Origin of the sequence: Palleronia sp. (genome assembly GCF_042089775.1) — a bacterium.
Taxonomy (GTDB): domain Bacteria; phylum Pseudomonadota; class Alphaproteobacteria; order Rhodobacterales; family Rhodobacteraceae; genus Palleronia.
In genome coordinates, this window is sequence record NZ_JBELKF010000039.1 from 1 (window position 1) to 25,173 (window position 25,173).

The following is a 25,173-nucleotide window of genomic DNA, read 5'->3' on the forward strand; positions in this document are numbered from 1 at the left end:
GTGCTGCGGATCGACGACATCAAGGCGGACGCCCGCTACGGCCAGAGCGCCCCGTTCAACGGGATGCCGCCGGGCCACCTGCCGGTCACGAGCTACCTTTCGGCGCCCGTGATCTCGCGCAGCGGCGAGATCCTGGGGGCGCTGATCTTCGGCCACGACAAGCCCGGCGTCTTCACTGAACGGTCCCAGCGGATCGTGACCGCCATCGCCTCGCAGGCCGCGATCGCCATCGACAATGCCGGGCTCTACGAGTCGATTCAGCGTGAACTGGTCGAACGGCAGAAGTTCGAGACTCACCAGGATCTGCTGATCCAGGAACTCAACCACCGGGTGAAGAACATGCTCTCGACGGTGCAGTCGATCGCGACCCAGACCCTGCGCGCCCACACCGAACCCGAAGCGATGAAAGGGTTTCAGGGCCGCTTGCTCGCACTGTCCCAAAGCCACAGCCTGATCATGCGCGAAAACTGGCACGAGGTGGACCTGCGCGAGATCGCCGCCTCGGCCCTCGCGCCGTTTCTCAACGCGGAGAGTGCGGACGAGCGGGCCCGGCTCGAAGGGCCGCCGGTGCCGCTTTCGCCCAAGGTCGCCCTTGCCCTCGGCATGGGTTTTCACGAGCTCGCCACGAACGCCGTCAAATACGGTGCCCTGAGCGCTCCACAGGGTCTGGTCGAGATCCGGTGGAGAGAAGTCGACAAAGACGAGCTTTGCATCACCTGGGTCGAAAAGAACGGTCCCCCGGTCGAACCGTCAGACCACCGGGGGTTCGGCAATCGCTTGCTCAAAAGGGGCTTGGCGCACGAACTGGGCGGAACGGTCCGGATTGTTCATGATCCCGGCGGCGTGATCTGCGAGATCCACATGCCCCTTCCCGAGGCGACGCCATGACCGTTGATGGGCTTGAAGGGCTGCGCGTTCTGCTGGTCGAGGACGAGATGCTGGTGTGCATGGACCTCGAGGACATGCTGGAACAGTTCGGCTGTATTGTGGTGGGACCCGCGGCACGCGTGAAGCAGGCGCTCGACCTCATCGAGCGCGAGGCGCTTGATATTGCGGTGCTGGACGTCAACCTCGGCACCGAGCGCAGCTATCCGATCGCCGATCGGCTGTCCGCGCGCGGCGTGCCGTTCCTGCTCTCGACCGGCTATGCGGAAGTAGAGCCCAGCTACAGCGATCGACCGCGCCTGCAAAAGCCGTTCTCCGACCAGCAGTTCGCGCGCGCCCTGACCGACCTGAGGGCGGCACGGTCGTAGTGATATGCCGGGGCGGTTCTGCTCGGTCTATTGGCCGGGCAGGGTCTCACCCAGCGGATCGTCGAGTTCCAGATCGACCGGGGGCAGGCCGAACAACCGCGTGGCGAGCGATACCATCTCGGCGTCGAAGATCGCGCGGTAGGCCGGATCGTCGGCATAGGCCTTCCAGCGGTCCTGCGTCGGCATCTCGGCGGCGCGGCCATGGAACGAGGTCCCGTCGAACGAGCTTCCGCCCATCGTCTGCGGCACCTCGTCGGCGCCGGCATCCGTGAAGGTCAGGCCAAGCTCGCCGGCTATGCTGCGGCGGTAGTCCCTGTCGGTGGCCCAGCGATTGTAGAGCACGACGACCTTGTCCTTGACCTTGCGCGTGTCGCCCAAAGCCTCGCGCGCGTGCTGCTTCCACATCTTGCGCGCCACAGGCACCGACAACTCTGCCCCCATCTTGAGACGGCTGGCGAACAGGTTGAACGGGTCGCGCAGGATCAGAAGCCGCACTCGCCGGCGGGACTCTGCCAGCCATTCGTCGTGATGTGCCTCAAGCGGGCGGCTGAAGGCGTGGGCAAACCAGCTGTCTTCGTAGCTGTGCATGAGCAGGGCGCGATCGCCGCCTGCGCCCGGGGGCACGCTGCGTTCCGGGGCTTCGCGCCATCCTCGCTGGCCTTCAGAGAACGGGCGACAGGTCGCGAAGGGGTCGGTCTTGCCCTCGGCGCAGTTGAGGAAGAGCTTCGGCGCGTCGGCCTGGTTGAAGATCCAGTTGCAAACCGCATGGTTGCCACTGCGCGACATGCCTAGAACCTGAATCTCGAGGTCGTTCATCTGTAGTCCTCGCCCCCTTGTCCGCGGCGCAAAATGCGACAGAGGTCCGGGGGTTCAACCGTTCCTCCTGCTGCGCATGTAGCTCCTGCTTGCGAAGGGGCTGCTGGCGCCTTCAGTTGGCGGCGCGGGCGTAGACGGCGTCGATGGCTGCGGCAAGTTCCGCGAGGCTCTCGCAGGCCGGCTCGAAGCGCTCTCCCTCGGCCAGCCGACGCGCCCAGTGCGCAGCGGCACGCCCACCCCAGGCGTCGGGTGGCGCGATTCGCTCTTCGCTTTGCGTGCCGTGATGACGGTGGGCCGCGAAGTCGTAGAAGCTACCGTTGACGTTCTGGACCGAAAAGCCGCCTTGTGCGCCGTAGGCATCGACGCCGATCACTGCGTCGCGGCCTGCAGGCAGGTTCCACGAGCAGGCGATGCGGATCACCCCGCCTTCCGGCGTCTCCAGCGTGGCGGCGGCATAATCCTCGACCGAGGTTGCGACGGCGTCTCCGGTCAGGCGCTGCCCGCCCGCGTAGAGGTGCGCCGAGGTGCAGCGCAGGTCGCGCGCCCCGAGCGCCCAGGCGGCCATATCCAGAAGATGCGCGCCGAGGTCGATGAGGCAGCCGCCGCCCGACAGCGCACGGTCGCGGAACCACGCCTTGTCGGGGCCGTAGGCGTTGTGGAACGTCAGATCTAGCGCGTGGACCGTTCCCAGCTCTCCGGCCTCGACCGCCTCGCGCAGGGCGAGGAAGGCCGCGGCGTGGCGATAGCTGAGGTCGGCGGACAGCAGCAGGTCGGCGGTGCGGGCGGCGTCGATGCAGGCGCGCGCCTCGGCCTCAGTCCGGCCCAGCGGCTTCTGGCAGAAGACGGCAGCGCCGGCTTTCAGCGCGGCGATGGTCTGTTCGGCATGAAGGGCCGAAGGGGTGGCGATCACGACGCCGTCGGGCTTCGTCGCCAGAAGGGCATCCAGCCCGTCGCAGCGCGTGGCATCCGGCGCGACATGCGCGGCTTCGTCCATCGCCTCGGGTGAGGGGTCCGAGATCGCAACGATCTCGGCGATGTCCTCGGCGGCGACCGCCTCCATCCGGTTCCGGCCGATCCAGCCGAGGCCGAGAAAAGCGAGGCGGGGGCGGTGCGTACTCGTGGCCGTGGTGTCGGGGCTCAGGGTCAACGTGTCGCTCATTTTGCGTCCTCCGGCGAAACCCAGCTCTTCACGAAGCCCTGCGGCTTGTCGCGCGTCGCGTCGAGCGCGTCGCCCAGGCGCGACAGCGGGTAGCGGTGGGTGATGAGCGCGCCCAGATCCAGCCGCCCCTCGGCGGCCGCGGCAATGCCTTCCTCCATCCCGCGGCGCTGGACATCGGGGTCGCGCTCATGGGCGCTGGCGATGTCGATGCCCTTCCAGTTCCACATCTGCATGTTCACCTGGCGTGGACCGTTCTGGTGGTAACCTGCGATCACCAGGCGACCGCCTTCGCGCACCAGTTCGCCGGCGAGGTCGAGCGGCCATTGCAGGCCCACCGCCTCGATCACCACGTCGGCCAGCCGGTCCTCGGTCAGGCGCCCGAGTTCGCGCATGATCTCCCAATGGTCCTCCATCGGGATCGTGTCGGCGGCGCCCATGCGGCGCGCGAGGTCGAGCGACTCCTGGCGGCGCGAGATTGCGATGACTCGTGCACCCGCCTGTGCCGCGAGGGCGGTCAACGCGGCGCCGATGAAGCCGATGCCGATGATCGCGACTGTTTGCCCCGCGCTGATCTGCGCGCGGTGAAAGATGTTCATCGCGCAGCCCAGCGGCTCGGCCGGCACCGGTTGCCCGTCCAGAGCCGCGGGAAGGGAAAGCGCAGTTTCGGCGGCGATAAGCTCGTGGCTGGCATAGCCGTGGTTGCCCAGCCAAGCGATCCGCTGGCCCACGTGCAGGCCGCTCACGCCCTCGCCCAGCGCCTCGATCACGCCCCAGGCCTCGTGCCCCATCACGCCCGGCTCCATCGGGAAGTCCTGCCAGTCCGGGCCTGACCACGGCTCGAGGTTCGAGGCGCAGACGCCGCAGCCTTCGATCCGGACGAGGATCTGGCCCGCGCCGGGGCGGGGCAGGGGAAGCTCGACCATCTCGACCTGTCCGGGCGCCACAACCTGCGCCGCGTGGCCGACCGGCGCGCCGACGGGGTCTGGAAGGGCGGCTGTGGCGGTGCTGCTGTGGTCTTTCATCGTCTCTCCTTGGTTTGGCGGCGGTGGCTTGCCCGCACCTGCCGTCGTCGCGCGTGGACCCGGCCAACTCACGGCGAATTGATCTGTTCCTGAAGAAGCTTCGGAAGTCTCTGAAGATGATGCTTCCGCCGAGGAAGGCTGTAAAATCAGGGCTTCGCTGGAACTTCTGCTTCTTCTGCCTACTTTGGCCCGAAAGATGCATAATTTTCGAGGGATGGGAACCATGGGAAAAACGCTGGTGACGGGCGGCTGCGGCTTCATCGGGCGGCAGGTGGCGACAGAGCTGCTCGCCCGCGGCCGCGAGGTGGTCCTCTACGACGCGATGATCGACCAGGTTCATGGCGATGCCGCCGCCGAGCCGCCGGCCGAGGCCGAGGTGGTCAAGGGCGACGTTCGCGACATCGATACGCTGCGCTCGGCGCTCAAGGGCGTGGACGAGGTCGTGCATCTGGCGGCCGAAGTCGGCGTCGGTCAGTCCATGTACGAGATCGCACGTTATGTCAGCGCCAATGACCTGGGCACCGCCGTTCTGCTCGAGGCGATCGCCGAGGACCCGATCCGCCGCCTCGTCGTCGCCTCGTCGATGAGCGTCTATGGCGAGGGCTACTACGCCGACCCCGACGGCCATCTGCACGAGAGGGTGCGCCGCCGCACCGCCGATCTGAAGGACGGCAAATGGGAGCCCGAGGGCCCGACCGGTGCCGAACTGACCGCGCAACCGACCAGCGAGGACAAACGGGTCGACCTTGCATCGATCTACGCGCTGACGAAGTACCAGCAGGAGCAAGCCTGCCTGATCTTCGGCGAGGCCTACAACATTCCGACGACCGCGCTTCGCCTTTTCAACGTGTTCGGTGCGGGGCAGGCCCTGTCGAACCCCTACACGGGCGTTCTGGCCAACTTCGCCTCGCGGCTGGCTGCCGGCCAGCGACCCACCATCTTCGAAGACGGCCAGCAGAAGCGCGACTTCGTCCATGTCGACGACGTCGCCCGCGCCTTCGCACTGGCGCTGGAGCATGACGAGGCCGCCGGGCATGTCATCAATGTCGGCTCGGGCAACTCCTACACGATCGTCCAGGTGGCCGAGCTTCTGGCCGAGGCGATGGGTTGCCCCGAGCTTCAGCCCGAGGTGCTGGGCAAGTTCCGCTCGGGCGACATCCGCAACTGTTTCGCGGACATCACCAAGGCGAACGAGCTGCTGGGCTTTGCGCCCGAAAAACGGCTCGAAGACAGCCTCGGGCCGTTCGTCGAGTGGGTGCGCAGCGCGCCCGACACCGGCAAGAAGGACCGCGGTGACGAGATGCGGCGCCAGCTCGAGGAGCGGGGTCTGGTATCGTGAGCGACGAATACGGCTTCGTCGAGTGGTTCCGTCCTGGCGAATATGAAAGGGTTGAGGAGGTCATGCCGAGGCTCGTGGCCTCGGGTGCCAGGTACCTCCGCACTCACCTGAGTTGGGCCGAGTACCACGCGCCCGGCGGGCAGGAGTGGTACGACTGGCTGCTTCCGCGGCTGGCGCGTGACATCGAGCTGCTGCCGTGCGTGCACTACACACCGCCTTCGCTGTCGCGCACCGGGCGCAGTTCCGGTGCGCCGAAGGTGCTGAAGGACTTCGCGGACTTCCTCGACATGGTGCTGACCCGGCACGGGGAGCATTTCAGGTATGTCGAACTCTGGAACGAGCCCAACAACCTGCTCGACTGGGATTGGCGCGAAGATCCGGAGTGCGACCTCTTCTGCGAGATGGTCGGCAACGCCGCCCACTGGGTCAAGAAGCGCGGATGGAAGCCGGTCCTCGGCGGCCCGGCACCCTTCGATGCATACTGGCTGAACCTGATGGGCGAGCGCGGCGTGCTCGCCGAGGTCGACGCGGCCGGCATCCACGGCTTCCCCGGCACCTGGGACAGCGAAGAAGGCTCGTGGAACGGCTGGGACACGCACCTGGCCGAGATGCGCGAGATCCTCGATCGCTGGAACCCGTCCTGCGAGATCTGGATCACCGAGACGGGCTATTCGACCTGGCGCCGCGACGACATGGAGCAGGCGCGCCGCTTCCTCGGCGCGCTCGATGCAGGTGCGGACCGTCTCTATTGGTACGCCTGGCGCGACTTGCCCGAAGAAGTGGCGGTCCAGGAAGGCCATTGGTTCGATCCCCGCCACTATCACCTCGGCGCGGTAGAGGCGGACGGGACGCCCAAGCTGCTGGCGCGACTGCTCGAGGCCGGCGGCCCGGATCAGGTGCGCGAGGTGGCGCGGCTGGCAGCGCCCGCGGTGGCAAAGCAGGCGCGCCCGATCGCCATCACCGGCGGCGCGGGCTTCATCGGGTCGAACCTCGCCGAGAGCTTCCTTGCCGAAGGGCGCGACGTCGTCGTCATCGACAACCTCAGCCGCCCGGGAGTCGAGCGCAACCTGCACTGGCTGGCCGAGCGTCACGGCCCCCGGCTCCATGCGCTTCCGGCCGACCTCCGCGACGAGCTGGCGGTGCGCGAGGCGGTGCGGGACGCCGACGCGGTGCTGCACATGGCGGCGCAGACGGCGGTGACGACTTCGCTGGTGTCGCCAATGGCTGATTTCGACGTCAATGCACGCGGCACGCTCAACGTGCTTGAAGGCATCCGCGCAACCGGCCGCAAGGTACCGCTGGTTTTTGCCTCGACCAACAAGGTCTATGGTGCGCTGGCCGACCTGGAAGTCGCCGACACCAACGACGCCTGCGCACCGATGGACGAAGATATCCGCGCGCATGGCGTGGGCGAGGGTCGGCCGCTGGATTTCTGCACGCCCTACGGCTGCTCCAAGGGCGTGGCGGACCAGTATGTCCTGGACTACGCGAAAAGCTACGGCCTGCCCGCGTCGGTCCTCAGGATGAGCTGCATCTACGGCCCGCGCCAGTTCGGCACCGAGGACCAGGGCTGGGTCGCACATTTCCTGATCCAGGCGCTCGCCGGGCGGCCGATCACCGTCTTCGGCACGGGGCGGCAGGTGCGCGACGTGCTCCACGTGTCGGATGCGGTGCGGGCGTATCGCGCGGTGCTGGACAAGATCGACATTCTCTCGGGGCGGGCGTTCAACCTGGGCGGGGGGCCGTCCAACACGGTCAGCCTGATTCAGGTGCTGCGCGAGATCGAGGCGGTGACCGGCCGCACCATCGACGTCACGTTCGAGGATTGGCGCCAGGGCGATCAGCCGTGGTTCGTCGCCGACACCCGCGCGCTCGAAGCGGCAAGCGGCTGGCACGCGCAGGTCGGTTGGCGCGACGGGCTGCGCAACCTTGCCGACTGGCTGTCGCAGAACGGCACGCGGCTGCCCGAACGTCAGCGGGTCCCGGCATGACCGCACCCGTCCTGATGACCTTGGACGCCGTCGGCGGCGTCTGGCGATATGCCGTCGACCTTGCCGCCGGCCTGACTAGGTTGGACAGACCGGTCTGCTTCGCCGGCTTCGGCCCGGCCCCCACGAACACCCAGCGCGCCGAGGCCGAAGCGCTCGGCCCGCTCGACTGGGGTTCGCAGTCCCTCGACTGGATGGCGCAGGGGCCGGACGAGGTCGCCGGTGCCGGGCGCTGGCTGGCCGAGACCGCCGCGCACCGTGGTGCCGCGGTGATCCAGTGCAACCTGCCAAGCCTCGCCGCCGACATTCCGGACGGGCTGCCGGTGGTCGCGGTCTCGCATTCCTGCCTCGCCAGTTGGTTCGACGCCGTGCGCGGCGAATCCGTACCTGACGACATGCGCTGGATCCAAAACCTGACGGCCGCCGGACTGGCGCGGGCCGATGCGGTGGTCGCGCCCTCGGCCAGCCACGCTGCGGCGACGGAGCGGCTTTATGACGGGCTGGGGAAGGTGGACGTCGTCCACAATGCCAGCAGCGGGTCCGTGCCGGCGGCAGAACGGTCGTGCACTGTCGTTGCGGCCGGGCGCTGGTGGGACGAAAGCAAGGGCGGCGCGACCCTCGACGAAGCGGCGCGCGACTGCGATTGGCCGATACTTTTGCTGGGTGCTGACCAGGGTCCGAACGGGGCGCAGATTGGCATCCGCTTCGCCGATCACCTCGGGCAACTTGGACACGACGATGCGGCTAGGCTGATCGCGAGTGCCGGGATCTTCGTTTCGCCCTCGGTCTACGAGCCGTTCGGGCTGGCGGTGCTGGAAGCCGCGCACGCCGGTGCGCCGCTGGTGCTGGCCGACAATCCGACTTTCCGGGAACTGTGGGACGGGGCCGGGGTATTCTTCCCGCCGCGCAACGCCGGCGCGCTGGCAAAGGCGCTGAACGATCTCGCCAGCGATGAAGCCCGGCGCGCGGCGCTTGGCGAAGCGGCGCAAGAGCGCGCGGGGCGCTATTCCGCCGATGCCCAGGCGCAGGCGATGGCGGCGATCCACGACCGCGTCCGCGCACGAAACCTGACGACCGAGGGAGCAGCATGAGGTTCGTTTTCTACACCCACTCGCTGGCCTCGGACTGGAACCACGGGAACGCTCATTTCCTGCGCGGGGTCATGCGGGCGCTGCAGGCGCGCGGTCACGAAACTCAAGCGCTGGAACCCGAGGGCGCGTGGAGCCGCGAGAATCTCGTTGCCGATCGCGGCCCCGGCGCCATTTCCGCTTTCGAGCGTGCCTTCCCCGACCTCAGCTACGAGATCTACCCGGACAGCTTCGATCACGAGGCGGCGCTTGAGACCGCCGACGTGGTGGTCGTGCACGAATGGACGGACCCGGCGCTGGTCGCGCGGCTGGGTCAAGTGCGGGCAAACGGCGCACGCTTTGCGCTGCTGTTCCACGACACCCACCACCGCGCGGTCAGCGCCGAGGGCGAAATCGGCGGCTTGAACCTGACGGGCTATGACGGCGTGCTGGCCTTCGGAGAGACGCTGCGCGAGACCTATCTTGCGGCGGGCTGGGGGCGGCAGGTCTTCACCTGGCACGAGGCCGCCGACACCAGCATCTTCCACCCGCACCCCGAGACCCCCGCCGAGGGCGACCTGATCTGGGTCGGCAACTGGGGCGACGACGAACGCAGCGAAGAGCTCGAGTCGTTCCTGATCGCCCCGGCCGAGCGGCTGCGCCTCAGGACCCTGATCCACGGCGTCCGCTATCCCGATCACGCGCTGGAACGGCTGGCGCAGGCGGGCATCGACTTCGGCGGCAGCATCGCCAATGCGGACGTCCCGCAGGCCTTCGCCCGGCATCGCGTGACGGTTCACGTGCCGCGCCGGCCCTACGTCGAAAGCCTGCCCGGCATCCCCACGATCCGCCCGTTCGAGGCCCTCGCCTGCGGCATCCCGCTGGTCAGCGCGCCGTGGAACGACGCCGAGGGGCTGTTCCGCCCCGGCGACTTCCGCTTCGCCCGCGACGGCGACGAGATGACAGACCACCTGCGCGAGCTTCTCTTGGATCCCGACGCGGCGCGCGAACAGGCGACGCGGGGCCTCGAGACGATCCAGGCCCGCCACACCTGCGGCCACCGGGCCGACGAATTGCTGGAGGTGCTGACGCGCCTCGGTGTGACCACTCACGAAATGGAGCCCGGCCAATGACCCGCATCGCCTTCTACGGATCGAGCCTTCTGTCGAGCTACTGGAACGGCGCCGCGACCTATTACCGGGGCATCATCCAGGCGCTTTCCGCCCACGGGCACCACATCACCTTCTACGAGCCCGACGTCTACGACCGGCAGGCCAACCGCGACATCGACCCGCCCGACTGGTGCGACGTCGTCGTCTACGAGGGCACCTCCGAGGCGCTGAAGCGCGTGGCGGCCGAGGCGGCGAAGGCCGACGTGGTGGTCAAGGCCAGCGGCGTCGGCTTCGAGGACGACGCCCTGCTGCGCGAGGTCATGGCCCATGCCGCGCCCGATGCCTTGAGGATCTTCTGGGATGTCGACGCGCCCGCCACGCTGGCGGCGATGCAGGCCGACCCCGAGGACGCGCTGCGGCTGATGCTGCCGGACCAGATCGACCTGGTGCTGACCTATGGCGGCGGTAAGCCGGTGATCGACGCCTATCGCGCACTGGGCGCGCGGGAATGCGTGCCGATCTACAACGCGCTGGATGCCTCGACCCACCACCCGGTGCCGGCCGATCCGCGCTTCGCCTGCGACCTTGCGTTCCTCGGCAACCGTCTGCCCGATCGCGAGGCGCGGGTGGAGCAGTTCTTCTTCGCCCCTGCCCGCGAGCTGCCGTCGCTGCGGTTCCTGCTCGGCGGGTCGGGCTGGGACGCGGGCGCCGTGCCCGAGAACGTGCGCTGCCTTGGCCATGTCCGCACCGCCGACCACAACGCCTTCAACGTGACGCCGCGGGTCGTGCTGAACATCGCCCGCGACTCGATGGCCGCCATCGGTTTCTCGCCCGCCACGCGCGTTTTCGAAGCCGCCGGGGCAGGGGCCTGCCTGATGACCGACTACTGGGAAGGGATCGAGCTGTTCCTGAAGCCCGGCGAAGAGGTGCTGGTGGCGCGCGACGGGCAGGATGTCGCGGACTGCCTGCGCGCGCTGCCGCCCGGACGCGACGAGGCCATCGGCGAGCGCGCCCGTGCCCGCATCCTGTCAGAGCACACCTATGCCCACCGGGCCCGCCAGCTCGACGCGCTGCTGCGCGAACGGGTTCGCATTGCGGAGGCGCCAGCATGAGCCAGCCGATGGACATCGTCATCCTCGGGCTGTCGCTGGCCTCGTCCTGGGGCAACGGGCATGCGACCACCTTTCGCGCGCTCATCAAGGGTCTCGCCGCCGAAGGGCACCGGGTGCTGTTCCTGGAACGCGAGGTGCCGTGGTACGCAGGGTCCAACCGCGACCTGCCGGACCCGGACTTCTGCGAACTGGCGTTCTATCACTCCCTCAATGAGGTCGAGGAGCGGCACGGCGATAGGCTGCGTGCAGCGGATGCGGTGATCGTCGGCAGCTACGTCCCCGAAGGCGCCGAGCTGATCGACCGGCTGGCCGGAATGGACCTCAAGCGCCTGTGCTTCTACGATATCGACACGCCGGTCACGATGGACTTGCTCGACAAGGGCGAAGAGGCGCATCTGGCACGCCGGCAGGTTCCGGTCTTTGACCTCTATTTCAGCTTCTCGGGCGGCAAGGTCCTCGACCGTCTGTCCGAGGTCTATGGCGCGCGGGCGCCGCGGGCGCTCTACTGCTCGGTCGACGAAGGCCGCTACACCCGCGCCGAGGTGCCCATGAAGTGGGACATGGGCTATTTGGGCACCTATAGCGACGACCGCCAGCCGGGGCTGGAGGCGCTGATGCTGGAGCCGGCACGCCGTCTGCCGCACATGAAGTTCGTGGTCGCCGGGGCGCAATATCCCGATGGCATCGACTGGCCCGGCAATGTCGAGCGGATCGAACACCTGCCCCCGAGCGAGCACGCGGCGTTCTACAGCGCTCAGCGCTTCACCCTGAACATCACCCGCGTCGCGATGCGTCGGCTTGGCTGGTCGCCCAGCGTGCGCCTGTTCGAGGCCGCGGCCGTGGGCACGCCCATCCTGTCGGATCGGTGGGAGGGGCTGGGCGAGCTTTTGCCGGAAGGAAAAGCCATCGTCATCGCCGATGGCACCGAAGATGCTGTTGCTGCGTTGACCGGTGAAGATGGCACCAGGCCGGAAGCGCTGGCGGCTGAAGCACGCAGGATCGTGCTGGCCGACCACACCGGCCGCGCGCGTGCCGGAGACCTCGTGCAGATGCTGCAGGAGTGCCCCGCGTGCGCGAGCCGAAGCGAGAAAGAGGAGACCGCGGAATGGACATGACCCCCGTGTCGAGGACTATTCTGGTGGCCGGCGGCGCCGGCTTCATCGGATCGCATCTGTGCGAGGCCCTACTTGCCCAAGGGCACAAGGTGATCTGCATGGACAACTTCCAGACCGGGCGGCGTGACAACCTCTCGGGTCTGCTGGACCACCCGAACTTCCGGGTCATCAAAGGGGATGTCGAAGAGCTGCCCGAGATCCGTGACCGCGTGGACCGGATCTACAACCTTGCCTCCCCGGCGTCCCCGCCTGCCTATCAGGCCGACCCGGTGCGCACGATGATGACCAACGTGGTCGGCACGAACAACCTTCTGGCGCTGGCCGAGAAGAAGGGGGCGCGGCTGCTGCAGGCATCGACCAGCGAGGTCTACGGCGATCCTGAGGTGCATCCCCAGCCCGAAGGCTACGCCGGCCACGTCAACTGCAATGGGCCACGTGCCTGCTACGACGAGGGCAAGCGCGCCGCCGAGGCGCTGTGCTACGACTACCTGCGCGCGGGCCGGGCCGAGGTGCGGGTGGCGCGGATCTTCAACACGTACGGTCCGCACATGCAATGCGATGACGGGCGCATCGTGTCGAATTTCATTTGCCAGGCGCTGTCGGACGAGCCGATGACGATCTATGGCAGCGGCGAGCAGACGCGCTCGTTCTGCTATGTCAGCGACATGGTCGACGGCCTAATCGCGCTGATGGAGTTGGGCGAGACCCCGGACGGCCCCGTGAACATCGGAAACCCTGGCGAGTACACAATCCTCGAGCTGGCCGAGCTGATCCGGCGGGTGGCGCCGACTTCCAAGCGCCCCGTCTTCCGCCCGTTGCCGAAGGACGACCCCAAGCGCCGGCGCCCCGACATCGCGCGCGCAAAGTCGCTGCTGGGATGGGCGCCGCGGGTGCCGCTGGAAGAGGGGCTGGAGAAGACGGTTCCCTGGTTCTCGCAGGCGCTGCAACGTCCGATGGCCGTCGCCGGCCGGACCGCTGAGACGGCAGAGGTGACGCGATGACCGTGGAAGACCAAAACGCCACCGCCCGCCGTATTGCCGAACTGGGGCCGTGGTTCCACAACCTGACCATCGACGGGATCGAGACGGCACCGGATCACTTCCTGGGCGACTACCCGCGCTTCAAGTTCGAGGGATTCCGCCACGCGCTGCCCGACGACCTGCAAGGCGCGAGTGTGCTCGACATCGGCTGCAACGCCGGCTTCTACAGCCTTGAGATGGCGCGCCGGGGTGCGGGCCGCGTGGTCGGCATCGACAGCGATCCGCACTACCTGGCGCAGGCCCGCTTTGCCGCTGAGCGCGAGGGCGTGTCGCTCGACCTGCGGCAGATGGACGTCTACGACGTCGAGGCCTTGGGCGAGAAGTTCGACCTCGTGATCTTCATGGGCGTGCTCTACCACCTGCGCCACCCGCTTCTGGCGCTCGACCTGCTGTGGGAGCATGTCGTGGGCGACATGATGCTGTTCCAGTGCATGCAGCGCGGCCCCGAGATGCAGGCGGCCCCCGTCGCCCCCGATTACGACTTCAACGACCCCGAGCCGTTCTCCCGTGCCGACTGGCCGCAGCTTTGGTTCATCGAGAAGCGTTTCTCGGCCGATCCGACGAACTGGTTCATCCCGAACCAGCCGGGGATGGAGGCGATGCTGCGCTCGTCCGGCTTCACCATTGAGGAGCAGATCGAGCGCGAGGTTTATCTCTGCCGGCGTGCCGAACGGGGTGAGATGGTCCCGCCGCCGCCGCGCATCGTACAGGACTGAAATCCCGTTGGCCGCCGTTCCCGCAAGGATCGGCGGTTCGCGCCCGTGCTAGCGGCGGTATTCGTGTGTCAGCATGGGCACTTCGCCTTCCGACGCCAGATAGCTCCGCGTCCGACGCCAGCCGCGCGCTTCGTAGAAGCGGATCGCCGGCTGATTGAAGGCGCGGACCTCCAGGCATACGGCGCCCCGTGCCTCGGCCACGTCCATCATGGCCGTCCCGACGTGCTGTCCCTTGAGGTCCGGATCGACATGGAGAGCGGCAAGAGCGTCACCGGCGACATGCATCGCAGCGACGATGCGCCCGTCAACGACGCTGATGTCGATCTGGTCGAGGCAAGCCTCCAGGTACTGGTTCACGGGGTCCGTGCGCTGAAAATCCGCAGCCGCCTCGGGCGGGCATGCGCCCAGGTCGTCATCCAAGAGCGATAGAGTAGGTCGTGAAGCGCCGCCCGGTCTGAAGCGGTCGCGCGCCGTATGCCAAGGTGGAGTCTCACTTGCAGCCTTGATCTCTGTGCGAACGCGCCGCTTTCCGGGGGCGGCGGTCAGCTTTCGCTGCCATGTGCCCGGCGGCCTGTTTCTTCGGCCACGGCCTCGGCGCGGCTGGCCATCTGTTCCAGCGCCTCGAGCACCGACTGCGGGATCACCGGCACTTCGACACGCTCGGGCGCGGCCTCTGGTCGGTTCTGCATCTCTGCCACGGTCTGTTCCAGCTCGGCCGCGCGGCTTTCTGCGACGCGGAGCTGTTCTTCGAGGCTGGCGGTCTTGTCGGCGAGCATCAGCCCCGACATCAGCAGCATGCGCTGCTCGGGGAGGCGGCCGATCTGGTCCACCAGCTGCTGCGCCTCTCCGTCGAGGTAGCGCGCGGCGGATTGGAGGTAGGGCTCTTCTCCCGGCTGACAGGCAACGTCGTAGTCGCGGCCGCCGATGGTGATCCGCACGTCAGGCATCGGATTCCTCTTCGTTTTCGGCGGCGTCGGCAAACAGCGCGAGCACCGCATCAAGCTCGGCCCGGTCGCTGCGGCGGAGGGCGGCGAGGGCCTCGATCTCGGACGCCATGGCGGTGTTCACCAGTTCCACATCGCCGACATGCGCGGCGTTGACCTGGCGCAGCGCTTCGCAGCTTTCGCGCAAGCCATCGGCCACCACCTTCAGCCGGCCGCGATCCTCTTCCATCTCGGCCAGAAGACCGTGCGCGGTCTCGAGTTCGGCCTCGACGGCCGCAACCCGCGCCTCTTGCCGTTCGCGCGTCGACTTCAGCCGCTCTTCAAGCTGCTGCACCAGCTCGCGCTCGGCCGCGAGGTCCGCCTCGAGCCTGGCGGGGTCGGGGCCTGTCGGCGGCTCGGGCTCTGGAACCGGCTCGGGCGCAGGCGCCGGACGGGCGAGCTGTTCGACATCCGCCTCGATCCGGTCGAGCGCCGCGGCGAGGCGTTGTTGCAATTCGGTGATGTCCGGCATGAACGCGCGCGCTTATCCCTCGGGAGAACTGGCCTGATTCGGCTTTGATGGGTGCAGTTAATCGCAAGACCGACCGGATTTCAGCCCCCAATCCGCCCGACGCGGGCCGGTGCGCGCTTGATCTCAAGCAGGGGGCTGGTATTTGCCGTTGTAACGCTAACGCCCGATCAAACCGGAGCCGACCTCATGGATATCGCCACCCTGCGCGAACGTCACCCCGACCACTGGATGCGGTCCACCGCGATCCGTGTACTCGCCCTCGACGCCGTCGCGGCGGCCAACTCGGGGCACTCGGGCATGCCGATGGGCATGGCCGACATCGCCACTGTCCTTTGGTCGAAGCACCTGAAGTTCGATGCCAAGGCGCCCGGCTGGGCCGACCGTGACCGGTTCATCATCTCGAACGGCCACGGCTCGATGCTGCTCTACGCGCTGCTGCACCTGACTGGCTTCGAGGACATGACCCTCGACGAGCTGAAGAACTTCCGCCAGTGGGGCGCCCGGACCGCCGGCCATCCCGAGCATGAATATGCCAGCGGGATCGAGACGACGACCGGGCCGCTGGGGCAGGGCCTTGCGACTTCGATCGGCATGGCCATCGCGGAAGAGAGCCTGCGCGCCCGCTTCGGTAAGAAGATCGTCGACCACCACACCTACGTCTTCGCCGGCGACGGCTGCCTGATGGAGGGCGTCAGCCACGAGGCCATCGCGATGGCCGGCCACCTGAAATTGTCGAAGCTGGTCCTGTTCTTCGACGACAACGGCATCTCGATCGACGGCGACATCTCCAAGACCGACACGACCGACCAGATCAAGCGGTTCGAGGCCTGCGGCTGGCATACCCAGTCGATCGACGGTCATGACCCGGACGCCATCGACGCCGCCATCGAGGCCGCGAAGAGGGCCGGCAAGCCGTCGCTGATCGCCTGCAAGACGCATATCGCGCTTGGTTCGGCGGCGCAGGACACCGGCAAGGGCCACGGCGCACTGACAGACGAAAAGCTGATCAAGGACACGCGCGAGGCCTACGGCTGGACCCACGGCGCCTTCGAGATCCCCTCCGACATCAAATCGTGGTGGGAAGAGGTCGGCCACCGCGGTGCCGCGGAACGGTCTGAGTGGAACGACCGGCTGGAAGGTCTGGGTGCCGGCAAGCGCAAGCAGTTCGAAGAGGCGATGACCGGCACGCTGCCGAACAAGCTGACCTCGACCATTCGCAACGTGAAGAAGCAGGCCGCCGAAGAGCGCCCGAACGTCGCCACCCGCAAGTCGTCGGAATTGGTGCTCGAGGCGGTGAACCCGGTGGTGAAAGAGACGCTGGGCGGATCGGCCGACCTGACCGGATCGAACAACACGCTGACGCCTGACCTGGGCGTGTTCTCGGCCGACGACCGCTCGGGGCGCTACATCCACTACGGCATCCGCGAGCATGGCATGGCCGCGGCGATGAACGGCATGGCGCTGCATGGCGGCATCCGGCCCTATGGCGGCACCTTCCTGTGCTTTGCGGACTATGCCCGCCCGGCGATGCGCATCTCGGCGCTGATGGGGGCGCCGGTGGTCTACGTGATGACCCACGACTCCATCGGCCTGGGCGAGGACGGCCCGACCCACCAGCCGGTCGAGCACCTCGCCAGCCTGCGCGCGATGCCGAACATGCAGGTGATCCGCCCCTGCGACACGGTCGAGACTGCCGAGGCGTGGGAGATCGCGCTGCGCACGACGAACGCGCCAACGACGCTGGTGCTGACGCGTCAAGGTCTGCCGACGCTGCGCCAGAAGCACCAGTCGAAGAACCTGGTCGAACAGGGCGCCTACATCCTCGCCGAGGCCGACGCCAAGCGACAGGCGGTGCTGCTCGCGTCGGGCTCGGAAGTCTCGCTGGCAATGGATGCCAAGGCCATGCTGGAAGAGAAGGGGATCGGCACGCGCGTCGTCTCGATCCCGTCCTTCGAACTGTTCGCCAAGGCCGACGAGGCCTACCGCCGCCGCGTCCTGCCCACGGGCGCCGTGCGCGTCGGGATCGAGGCCGCAGCCCGGTTCGGCTGGGACCGCTGGCTTATGGGCGAGCGTGGCCGCGACGCCAAGGCGGGCTTCATCGGGATGGACAGCTTCGGCGGGTCCGCCCCGGCCGAGGTCCTCTACGAGAAGTTCGGCATCACGGCGAACCACGTCGTTGCCGAGGTCGAAAGACTGCTCTGATCGCGAATCCCCGGAGGTCGCCTCTGGGGCCGTTCGCCTAAAGGAAAGCCGGCGCCGACTGATCTGTCGGCGCCGGCTTATGTCTTTGAGAAGGCGGGGTGGGTTAGCCCAGAGCGGCCTCGAAGGCACCGCGATAGAGGGCGCGCAGTTCCTCCAGCGGCGCGCTTTTCGAGCCAAGCTGCACGGCGTCACCGCCAAACCGCCCGACCAGCATCACCGGAACGCTCGCCTTGCCCGCTGCCACCATCAGATGCTCGGCCGCGTCGAAGCTGCATGCGATGAGGTAGCGTCCCTGATCTTCGCCAAAGAGGCTCGCCGTCTTCTTCTTCTTGTCGATCGTGACGCCAATCCCGGCGGCCTCGGCCATCTCGAAAGCGGCGAGGGCAAGGCCGCCGTCGGACAGGTCAGTCACCGCACGGAGCCATTCGGCATTGTCCAGGATGAACGTGCCGTTGCGCCGCTCGACTTCAAGATCGACGGGCGGCGGCGGGCCGTCGTTGCGGCCGAAGGCCACCGACAGCAGCGCGGAGCGGCCCAGGTGTCCCTTGGTCGAGCCGATCACGATCGCAAGGTCGCCGCTCTGTGCGGTGCCGGTGATCGCGCGGGACGGATCTTCGATGAGCCCGACCGCGCCGATGGTGGGGGTGGGCAGAATGCCGGTTCCGTCCGTCTCGTTGTAGAGCGACACGTTGCCAGACACGATCGGCATGTCGAGCGCTTCGCAGGCTTCGCCGATCCCTTGGATGGCGCCGACGAACTGGCCCATGATGCGCGGCTTTTCGGGATTGCCGAAGTTCAGGTTGTCGGTGGCCGCCAGCGGCCTCGCACCCATCGCGACAAGGTTGCGGAACGCCTCGGCCACGGCCTGCTTGCCGCCTTCCTTCGGGTCGGCCTCGACGTAGCGCGGCGTGACGTCCGAGGTGAAGGCCAGCGCCTTTTCGGTGCCGTGGACGCGGACGATCCCGGCGCCGCGTCCCGGAGGGGCCACCGTATCGGCACCAACCTGCGTGTCGTATTGCTCATAGACCCAGTGCTTGGACGCGTAGCTTGGGTGCGAGATCAGGGCGCGCAACCCTTCGATCGGATCGATCTTCGGGGCGTCCTGCAGCGGGGCGGGGGGCGGCGTCGCCTCCCAAGGGCGTTCGTATTCGGGGGCAGAACCGGACAGGGTCGAAAGCGGCAGGTTCGCCTTTTCTTCGCCCTTGTGGGTGACGATGAAGCGGTCCTCGGCGATGGTCTCGCCCACGATGGCGAAGTCGAGGTCCCACTTCTCGAAGACCGCACGGGCCTCGGCCTCTTTCGAGGGATCGAGCACCATGAGCATCCGCTCCTGGCTTTCCGACAGCATCATCTCGTAGGCGGTCATCTTCGGTTCGCGCTGCGGCACGTGGTCGAGCGTGAGGCGGACGCCAAGGCCGCCCTTGTCGCCCATCTCGACAGCCGAGCAGGTCAGGCCGGCCGCGCCCATGTCCTGGATCGAGATCACGGCACCGGTCTGCATCAGCTCGAGGCAGGCCTCCATCAGGCGCTTTTCGGTAAACGGATCGCCGACCTGAACCGTGGGGCGCTTTTCCTCGATCGTGTCATCGAACTCGGCCGAGGCCATGGTCGCGCCGCCAACGCCATCGCGGCCGGTCTTTGCGCCGAGATAGACCACCGGCATACCCACGCCGGATGCGGCCGAATAGAAGATCTTGTCGGCATCGGCGAGGCCCGCGGCGAAGGCGTTGACGAGGCAGTTGCCGTTATACGAGGGGTCGAAGCGGACCTCACCGCCCACGGTCGGCACGCCGAAGGAGTTGCCGTAGCCCCCGACCCCTTCGACGACGCCGTGGACGAGGGTGCGCGTCCTGGGGTGGTCGACTGCTCCGAAGCTCAGCGCGTTCATCGCAGCGATCGGGCGGGCGCCCATGGTGAACACGTCGCGCAGGATGCCTCCCACGCCGGTCGCCGCACCCTGGTAAGGCTCGATATACGAGGGGTGGTTGTGGCTCTCCATCTTGAAGACCACGGCCTGGCCGTCGCCGATATCCACGACGCCCGCGTTCTCACCGGGGCCGCAGATCACCTGCGGACCCGAGGTCGGCAGGGTGCGTAGCCACTTCTTCGATGACTTATAAGAGCAATGCTCGTTCCACATGGCCGAGAAGATGCCAAGCTCGGTAAAGCTGGGGTCGCGCCCCAGTATATCGAGGATGCGATCGTACTCTTCGGGCTTCAGCCCGTGGGCGGCGATGAGGTCTTGGGTGATTTCGGGCTCGGACATGTCAATCGGGCGCTGGGGAACGGGTCAGAAGCGGTTACCACGCCCTGCGGGCGAGCGACACCGTTTTGCCGCGTTCACGATGCGTCGGAAAATTGGGCATCGTGCTTACCGAAGCGCGTGATGGGCTGGAAGGTGTCCTGGGAGGCGGACCACCGGGTTGACAGCGCGCGCCAGATGTCCTGCCTCTAGGGCAATGCCAAGAGCGGACAAAAAAAGAGGCCGGGCACGAAGCCCGGCCAGTCCAACAGGGAGGTATAGCGGCGGACATGAAGTCCCGCGCCGCTGTATTGGCATCTAGTCGGTGCCTCGGACCCGATCAATCGGGAAACTGTCATGGATCGCGCAGGGCCGCTATGCGCTCTGCGCATGCCCCTCTTCGACCGATGTCAGGTGGCGCGCCGTCTCGCTCAGCTCTTCAAGGACGAACTCGCGGAAAGCCGCGATACGCTGCGAATGACGCAGTTCTTCGGGGTAGGCGAGGTAGACCGGGATCGACCCCGATTCGACCTGCGGCAGCACCCTTTCCATGTGGGGGAAGTCGGCGAGGAGGTAATCGGGCAGAACCCCGATCCCGAGGCCCGACAGGACCCCCTGAAGCACGCCGAAATAGTTGTTCACCGTCAGGGTTGAGGGGATGCCGACCGCGTGCAGGCTTTCGATCAGCGTCAGGCCCGACGACACCTGGTGCGCTGTCACGGCCTGACTGATGAGGCGATGGGTGCTGAGATCCTCGACCGTCTGCGGGCGGCCGTTTTCCTCGAGATACGAGGGCAGGGCGTAGAGGCGCATGCGCACGGTGTTCAGCCGCTTGCGGACGAGGTCGGCCTGCGACGGCTCCTTCATGCGGATGGCGACGTCGGCCTCGCGCATGGGCAGGTCAAGCACGCGCTCTTCGAGCATGAGGTCGATCTTGAGGTTGGGGAACCGTTCGTACAGCTTGTTCAGCCGCGGGACGAGCCAGAGCGTGCCGAAGCCGGTGGTCGTGGTCACGCGCAGCTCGCCGAAGACTTCGTCACGGCTGTCGCGGATGCGCGCGGCCGCGGTGTCCAGCCGCCGATACATCGAAGCAGTCGCATCATGCAGCAGCTCGCCCTGTTCGGTCAGGATCAGCCCGCGCGCGTGACGGTGAAAGAGCACCGTCTCAAGGCTTTCTTCCAGCGCCCGGATCTGGCGCGACACGGCTGACTGGCTGAGATGCAGGGACTCGCCGGCCGCCGTCAGCGAGCCCGCTTCGGCGACAGCGTGGAAAACCCGCAGTTTGTCCCAGTCCATCATAGGGCAAATCCCGACTATCGTTGCGTGCTACCCCCCGCATGTGGGGCTTTTCTGCGCCTGCGACAGGCCCCGCCAGAGAAAGTTTCGTGACACGTGCAGCCGTCACCCTAAGCCACACCGCCCAGCATGAGAGGTGTTCCTTTCCAGAACGTATGGAAAACCTACCATTTTGGCCAGATCAGCCGAAAAACACGCCGTTCTCTCGTCCTTCGCGTCGAAGTTTGAGCATCCGGTGACGAGGCGTCCCTGTTGCTGGCAGGGCGGCTCATGGACTTCTTTCGTGTGACGACCTATGCCCTGTCCTGATATACGCGGGTGGGTCGGCCTGCGACCAAAGAGGTCTGGAAGAGGGCAGGAGATGGCGGTCGGCGTCTTTGATAGCGGTTTGGGCGGGCTCACCGTCCTCGGGGCACTGGAAAAGCGTCTTGCGGACGTCCCGTTCGTCTATTTCGGCGACTCGGCGCATGCGCCCTACGGCGTGCGCACCTCGGACGACATCTTCAATCTGACCTGCGCCGCGGTCGAGCGCCTCTGGGACGAGGGGTGTGACCTGGTGATCCTGGCGTGCAACACCGCCTCGGCCGCCGCGCTGCGCCGGATGCAGGAGACGTGGCTGCCCAAGGACAAGCGGGTTCTCGGCGTCTTCGTGCCGCTGATCGAGGCCCTGACCGAAAGGACCTGGGGCGACAACAGCCCGCCGCGCGAGGTTGCGGTCGAGCATGTGGCGCTGTTCGCGACGCCGGCCACGGTGTCCTCGCGCGCCTTTCAGCGCGAGCTGGCGTTCCGGGCCATCGGCGTCGACGTCGAGGCGCAGGCCTGTGGCGGCGTGGTGGACGCGATCGAGGACGGGGACATGATCTTGGCCGATGCTCTCGTGCGGTCACACGTGGACGCGCTGAAGCGCAAGATGCCGATGCCTCAGGCCGCGATCCTGGGCTGCACGCACTACCCGCTGGTCGAGGACGTCTTCCGCGACGCGCTGGGGCCGGATGTGGAGGTCTACAGCCAGGCGAACCTCGTGGCCGCGTCGCTGGACGACTACCTCAAGCGGCGCCCCGAGATGCTGGGCCCCGGAACCGAGCGCAAGTTCCTGACCACGGGAGACCCCAAGCGGGTGTCCGGACGGGCGACGCAGTTCCTCAAGCGTGGCATCGACTTTCAGAAAGCCTGAGTTCCGGCGGTCCGCGCGCCGCCCCGGATGGAGAGTCCCATGACCCAGAACATCGCGATCCTTGGTGCCTCGGGCTATACCGGCGCCGAACTGGTGCGCCTGATTGCCACCCATCCCTCGATGTGCATCGCTGCGCTGTCGGGCGAGCGCAAGGCGGGTCAGGCGATGGCGTCGGTTTTTCCCCACCTGCGCCACCTGGACCTGCCCGACCTCGTGAAGATCGAGGAGATCGACTTCTCGACCATCGACCTCGCCTTCTGCGCGCTGCCTCACGCGACCAGCCAAGACGTGATCTCGCAGCTGCCGTCGGACCTGAAAGTAGTGGACCTTTCCGCTGATTTCCGCCTGCGCGAGGCCGCGGATTACGAGAAGTGGTATGGAAAGCCCCACGCCGCGACCGAGCTGCAGAAAGAGGCCGTCTACGGCCTGACGGAGTTCTACCGCGATGAGATCCGGCCTGCTCGCCTCGTGGCGGGAACGGGTTGCAACGCGGCGACGGGGCAATACGCGCTGCGGCCGCTGATTTCTGCCGGGGTCATCGATCTGGACGAGATCATCATGGACCTGAAATGCGGCGTCTCGGGCGCGGGTCGGTCGCTGAAAGAGAACCTGCTGCATGCCGAGTTGTCCGAGGGCTACCACGCCTACGCGGTCGGCGGCATCCACCGGCACCTCGGCGAGTTCGATCAGGAATTCTCGAAGCTCGCGGGCCGCAAGGTCGAGGTGCAGTTCACGCCGCACCTGATCCCCGCGAACCGCGGCATCCTTGCCACCGTCTATGTTCGCGGGGAGGCAGAGGCGATCCACGCGGCGTTGGCCGATACCTATGCGGATGAGCCGTTCCTTCAGGTTCTGCCAATGGACGAGGCGCCGTCAACGCGGCATGTGCGGGGGTCCAACTTCTGCCACCTCGGTGTCGTGCAGGATCGTCGGGCAGGGCGCTCAATCGTGATCGCGGCGCTCGACAACCTGACCAAGGGGTCGTCGGGGCAGGCGCTTCAGAATGCCAACCTCATGCTCGGCCTCGAAGAGACGGCGGGCCTGATGCTCGCACCCTGCTTCCCCTGATCAGGACGCCGACGCCGACGCCGGGGTGCGGCGATCTGTGACAGCGGCGCGCGGCGGCCGTGCTTTTCTTGTTGATGTGTTGGCGATATGTTCGTCCTCGCCATCGAGGAGGGCAGGGCATGGCGCTCGGCAAGCTGAAGAAGAAACGTCGCATCCAGGTGATCCTCGTGGCGGTGGTCGCGCTGGTCGCCTCTACCGCACTGATCGGTTACGCAATGCGCGACGGGATCAACTTTTTCCGTTCTCCGTCGCAGATCGCCGAGGCGCCTCCGGGGCCGACCGAGGTCTTTCGCATCGGCGGTCTCGTCGAGGACGGATCGCTGGTACGCGGTCAGGGCGAGACGGTGACGTTCCGCGTGACCGACGGCGCGGCCTCGGTTCCGGTCAGCTATGTCGGTGTGTTGCCTGATCTTTTCGGAGAGGGCGAAGGCATGGTCGGGACCGGGCGCTACATCGAAGGCACCTTCCGGGCGACCGAGATTCTGGCCAAGCATGACGAGACCTACATGCCCAAGGAAGTCATCGACTCCCTCAAGGAGCAGGGCGTTTACCAGGCACCGGACGCCGAGATCTCCATGAATTAACCGCTCTGCCCGACGCTGGTCCACGGTTTCAAGCATGTGGGGGGCTGAACCATGCAGAGCGTCAGGCAGATTGCCGAAGAGATCGTCGCCCGGGAGGGCGGCTTCGTGAACGATCCCGACGATCCGGGCGGGGCGACCAAACACGGCGTGACCATCCACACGCTGCGAAGGCTGGGACTGGACCTAGACCGGGACGGCGACGTGGACGTGGCCGACGTGAAACGAATCGATCGGAAGCTGGCGGAAGACATTTTCGTGCGCCACTACTTCGAAGGGCCGCGCCTGTCGCGCCTGCCAAAGTGCGTGCAGCCGTCTGTGTTCGACATGTATGTCAACGCAGGCGCGAACGCGGTGAAGATCCTGCAGAAACTGATCTGCGACATGGGCCAGAGCGTCACCGTGGACGGCATCGTGGGGCCGCAGACCATCGCGGCGGCGCAAATTTGCGCGGCCGCCGCACCCCGCCATTTCGCTGATGCGTACGGGATTGCGCGGCGGAACTACTACTACGGGCTGGGCGATGCGCGGTCTACCATGCGCAAGTACTGCCTGCGCCGCGACGGCGGAAAGGGTGGCTGGATCACGCGCGCCGAAGCCTTCGTCACGCCGCGCTACCACCTGACGCCGGCCGAGCACCGCAAGAGGGTTTCCGCATGGGCCTGATGGATCGCGCAATGGGACTGGTCTTTGGCGGCGGCAGTGGGGCCGGCGCAATCGCCGAAACCGCGGCGATCTTTCGCGAGAATGCCGAGAATCGCGCTGTGCGCGAGGTTGAACTGCGGGACGGTGCGCTCGAGCAGTTCGCGGCCGAGTTCCGTCATGCCGAGAAGGGTGGCTTCGACCGCTTCATGGACGGTGTGAATCGTATCCCGCGCCCTGCGATGGCTGTGGGTACGCTCGGGCTCTTCGTCGCGGCGATGGTGGACCCGGTGTGGTTTGCCTCGCGGATGGAGGGGATCGCGCTGGTGCCGGAGCCGCTCTGGTGGCTGCTGGGGGCGATCGTGTCCTTCTACTTCGGGGCCCGCCACCAGGCGAAGGGGCAGGAGTTCCAGCGTGCCGCTGCAAAGACGGCCGCCCTCCTGACCCGCGCCGGGAGCACCGACAGCGTCGAGAACCGCGCGCTGGAGGAATGGAGGTCCGAGCAGTGACAGCAGAATGGATGCGCGAGATCGAGCGTCGCCTGACGCTGATCGAGACGCGCTGCGCGGTGGAGGACGTCCACCGCGCCAACGTCGAGCAGCGGCTCACGGCGATCGAGGACGTCCTGAAGTGGCTGGTTCGGCTGATCCTGGGCGCGGTGATCCTGTGCTTCGTCGGCTACGCCTTGAGCGGTGGGTTCGCCGAGGCGTAGGTCGACGCCGGTAGCGGCAAATTGCGCCATTGGCGCCGGGGGGCGGGTTGCGCTAGACCCGT

25 protein-coding genes are annotated in these 25,173 nt (G+C 67.1%); 17 read left to right on the top strand and 8 right to left on the bottom strand.

Features of this window, described 5'->3' with window-relative positions; genetic code table 11:
- Together ACFDS3_RS10955 and ACFDS3_RS10960 are read left to right on the top strand one after the other, a co-directional pair.
- Positions 1-888: sensor histidine kinase (locus ACFDS3_RS10955; protein ID WP_375262391.1), on the top strand; the 888-nt coding region annotated here is incomplete at its 5' end.
- Complete coding sequence (locus ACFDS3_RS10960) at positions 885-1,253, top strand: response regulator (protein ID WP_375262392.1); 369 nt, start codon at positions 885-887, stop codon at positions 1,251-1,253. The genes ACFDS3_RS10955 and ACFDS3_RS10960, both read left to right, overlap by 4 nt.
- Before the next feature lie 27 nt (positions 1,254-1,280).
- Here ACFDS3_RS10960 and ACFDS3_RS10965 read toward each other — a convergent pair whose 3' ends face one another.
- The 3 genes from ACFDS3_RS10965 to ACFDS3_RS10975 all read right to left on the bottom strand — a co-directional run bounded on the left by ACFDS3_RS10965 (position 1,281) and on the right by ACFDS3_RS10975 (position 4,250).
- Positions 1,281-2,069, bottom strand: coding sequence for a hypothetical protein (locus ACFDS3_RS10965; RefSeq protein ID WP_375262393.1), 789 nt, complete (start codon positions 2,067-2,069; stop codon positions 1,281-1,283).
- Positions 2,070-2,181: 112 nt separating this feature from the next.
- The gene (locus ACFDS3_RS10970) at positions 2,182-3,228 is read right to left on the bottom strand and encodes a Gfo/Idh/MocA family protein (protein ID WP_375262394.1); all 1,047 of its coding nucleotides are present in this window, start codon (positions 3,226-3,228) and stop codon (positions 2,182-2,184) included.
- The gene (locus tag ACFDS3_RS10975) at positions 3,225-4,250 is read right to left on the bottom strand and encodes a zinc-binding dehydrogenase (protein ID WP_375262395.1); all 1,026 of its coding nucleotides are present in this window, start codon (positions 4,248-4,250) and stop codon (positions 3,225-3,227) included. Before ACFDS3_RS10975 ends, ACFDS3_RS10970 begins: the two co-directional genes overlap by 4 nt.
- Positions 4,251-4,473: 223 nt before the next feature.
- Here ACFDS3_RS10975 and ACFDS3_RS10980 point away from each other — a divergent pair, with 223 nt between their 5' ends.
- Genes ACFDS3_RS10980 through ACFDS3_RS11015 form a run of 8 tightly spaced genes read left to right on the top strand, consistent with a single transcriptional unit; the run spans position 4,474 to position 13,739 of the window.
- Complete coding sequence (locus tag ACFDS3_RS10980) at positions 4,474-5,589, top strand: NAD-dependent epimerase/dehydratase family protein (RefSeq protein ID WP_375262396.1); 1,116 nt, start codon at positions 4,474-4,476, stop codon at positions 5,587-5,589.
- Positions 5,586-7,580 carry an NAD-dependent epimerase/dehydratase family protein gene (locus ACFDS3_RS10985; protein ID WP_375262397.1) on the top strand — a complete coding sequence of 665 codons (1,995 nt, stop codon included), beginning with the start codon at positions 5,586-5,588 and terminating at the stop codon, positions 7,578-7,580. Before ACFDS3_RS10980 ends, ACFDS3_RS10985 begins: the two co-directional genes overlap by 4 nt.
- Entirely contained in the window at positions 7,577-8,668 is a 1,092-nt protein-coding gene (locus tag ACFDS3_RS10990; protein WP_375262398.1) for a glycosyltransferase family 4 protein, read from the top strand. The genes ACFDS3_RS10985 and ACFDS3_RS10990 overlap by 4 nt, the downstream gene beginning before the upstream one ends.
- Positions 8,665-9,777, top strand: a complete 1,113-nt coding sequence (locus ACFDS3_RS10995; protein WP_375262399.1) for a glycosyltransferase — start codon at positions 8,665-8,667, stop codon at positions 9,775-9,777. The genes ACFDS3_RS10990 and ACFDS3_RS10995 overlap by 4 nt, the downstream gene beginning before the upstream one ends.
- A complete protein-coding gene (locus ACFDS3_RS11000) occupies positions 9,774-10,868 on the top strand; it encodes a glycosyltransferase (protein ID WP_375262400.1) in 1,095 nt (364 codons plus the stop codon). Before ACFDS3_RS10995 ends, ACFDS3_RS11000 begins: the two co-directional genes overlap by 4 nt.
- Positions 10,865-11,983, top strand: a complete 1,119-nt coding sequence (locus ACFDS3_RS11005) for a glycosyltransferase (RefSeq protein ID WP_375262401.1) — start codon at positions 10,865-10,867, stop codon at positions 11,981-11,983. The genes ACFDS3_RS11000 and ACFDS3_RS11005 overlap by 4 nt, the downstream gene beginning before the upstream one ends.
- Positions 11,974-12,984, top strand: a complete 1,011-nt coding sequence (locus tag ACFDS3_RS11010) for a UDP-glucuronic acid decarboxylase family protein (RefSeq protein ID WP_375262402.1) — start codon at positions 11,974-11,976, stop codon at positions 12,982-12,984. Before ACFDS3_RS11005 ends, ACFDS3_RS11010 begins: the two co-directional genes overlap by 10 nt.
- Positions 12,981-13,739, top strand: coding sequence for a TIGR04290 family methyltransferase (locus tag ACFDS3_RS11015; RefSeq protein ID WP_375262403.1), 759 nt, complete (start codon positions 12,981-12,983; stop codon positions 13,737-13,739). Before ACFDS3_RS11010 ends, ACFDS3_RS11015 begins: the two co-directional genes overlap by 4 nt.
- A gap of 48 nt (positions 13,740-13,787) precedes the next feature.
- Here ACFDS3_RS11015 and ACFDS3_RS11020 read toward each other — a convergent pair whose 3' ends face one another.
- The 3 genes from ACFDS3_RS11020 to ACFDS3_RS11030 form a co-directional block, all read right to left on the bottom strand.
- Positions 13,788-14,159, bottom strand: a complete 372-nt coding sequence (locus ACFDS3_RS11020; RefSeq protein WP_375262404.1) for a GNAT family N-acetyltransferase — start codon at positions 14,157-14,159, stop codon at positions 13,788-13,790.
- A gap of 122 nt (positions 14,160-14,281) precedes the next feature.
- Complete coding sequence (locus tag ACFDS3_RS11025; RefSeq protein WP_375262405.1) at positions 14,282-14,686, bottom strand: cell division protein ZapA; 405 nt, start codon at positions 14,684-14,686, stop codon at positions 14,282-14,284.
- The gene (locus ACFDS3_RS11030; protein WP_375262406.1) at positions 14,679-15,194 is read right to left on the bottom strand and encodes a hypothetical protein; all 516 of its coding nucleotides are present in this window, start codon (positions 15,192-15,194) and stop codon (positions 14,679-14,681) included. The genes ACFDS3_RS11025 and ACFDS3_RS11030 overlap by 8 nt, the downstream gene beginning before the upstream one ends.
- A gap of 186 nt (positions 15,195-15,380) precedes the next feature.
- Between ACFDS3_RS11030 and tkt the strand changes: the two genes are divergently transcribed.
- Positions 15,381-17,396: a transketolase gene (tkt, locus tag ACFDS3_RS11035; protein WP_375262407.1), complete on the top strand. Its 2,016-nt coding sequence runs from the start codon at positions 15,381-15,383 to the stop codon at positions 17,394-17,396.
- 103 nt (positions 17,397-17,499) lie between these two features.
- Here the strand turns inward: tkt and purL are convergent, their stop codons facing one another.
- A complete protein-coding gene (purL, locus tag ACFDS3_RS11040; protein WP_375262408.1) occupies positions 17,500-19,662 on the bottom strand; it encodes a phosphoribosylformylglycinamidine synthase subunit PurL in 2,163 nt (720 codons plus the stop codon).
- 351 nt (positions 19,663-20,013) lie between these two features.
- A complete protein-coding gene (locus ACFDS3_RS11045; RefSeq protein WP_375262422.1) occupies positions 20,014-20,934 on the bottom strand; it encodes a LysR family transcriptional regulator in 921 nt (306 codons plus the stop codon).
- A gap of 361 nt (positions 20,935-21,295) precedes the next feature.
- On the opposite strand from ACFDS3_RS11045, the gene ACFDS3_RS11050 reads away from it, so the two are divergent.
- From ACFDS3_RS11050 to ACFDS3_RS11075, 6 genes are all read left to right on the top strand, one after another.
- Complete coding sequence (locus ACFDS3_RS11050; RefSeq protein WP_375262409.1) at positions 21,296-22,108, top strand: glutamate racemase; 813 nt, start codon at positions 21,296-21,298, stop codon at positions 22,106-22,108.
- Positions 22,109-22,147: 39 nt separating this feature from the next.
- Positions 22,148-23,176, top strand: coding sequence for an N-acetyl-gamma-glutamyl-phosphate reductase (gene argC / locus ACFDS3_RS11055; protein ID WP_375262410.1), 1,029 nt, complete (start codon positions 22,148-22,150; stop codon positions 23,174-23,176).
- A gap of 119 nt (positions 23,177-23,295) precedes the next feature.
- Positions 23,296-23,760, top strand: coding sequence for a cytochrome c maturation protein CcmE (gene ccmE, locus ACFDS3_RS11060; protein WP_375262411.1), 465 nt, complete (start codon positions 23,296-23,298; stop codon positions 23,758-23,760).
- Positions 23,761-23,811: 51 nt separating this feature from the next.
- Entirely contained in the window at positions 23,812-24,423 is a 612-nt protein-coding gene (locus ACFDS3_RS11065) for a holin-associated N-acetylmuramidase (RefSeq protein ID WP_375262412.1), read from the top strand.
- Positions 24,414-24,908: a holin family protein gene (locus ACFDS3_RS11070; protein ID WP_375262413.1), complete on the top strand. Its 495-nt coding sequence runs from the start codon at positions 24,414-24,416 to the stop codon at positions 24,906-24,908. Before ACFDS3_RS11065 ends, ACFDS3_RS11070 begins: the two co-directional genes overlap by 10 nt.
- Positions 24,905-25,111 (top strand): pseudouridine synthase, encoded by a 207-nt coding sequence (locus tag ACFDS3_RS11075; RefSeq protein WP_375262414.1) that lies wholly within the window; start codon positions 24,905-24,907, stop codon positions 25,109-25,111. Before ACFDS3_RS11070 ends, ACFDS3_RS11075 begins: the two co-directional genes overlap by 4 nt.
- Positions 25,112-25,173 lie beyond the last annotated feature (62 nt).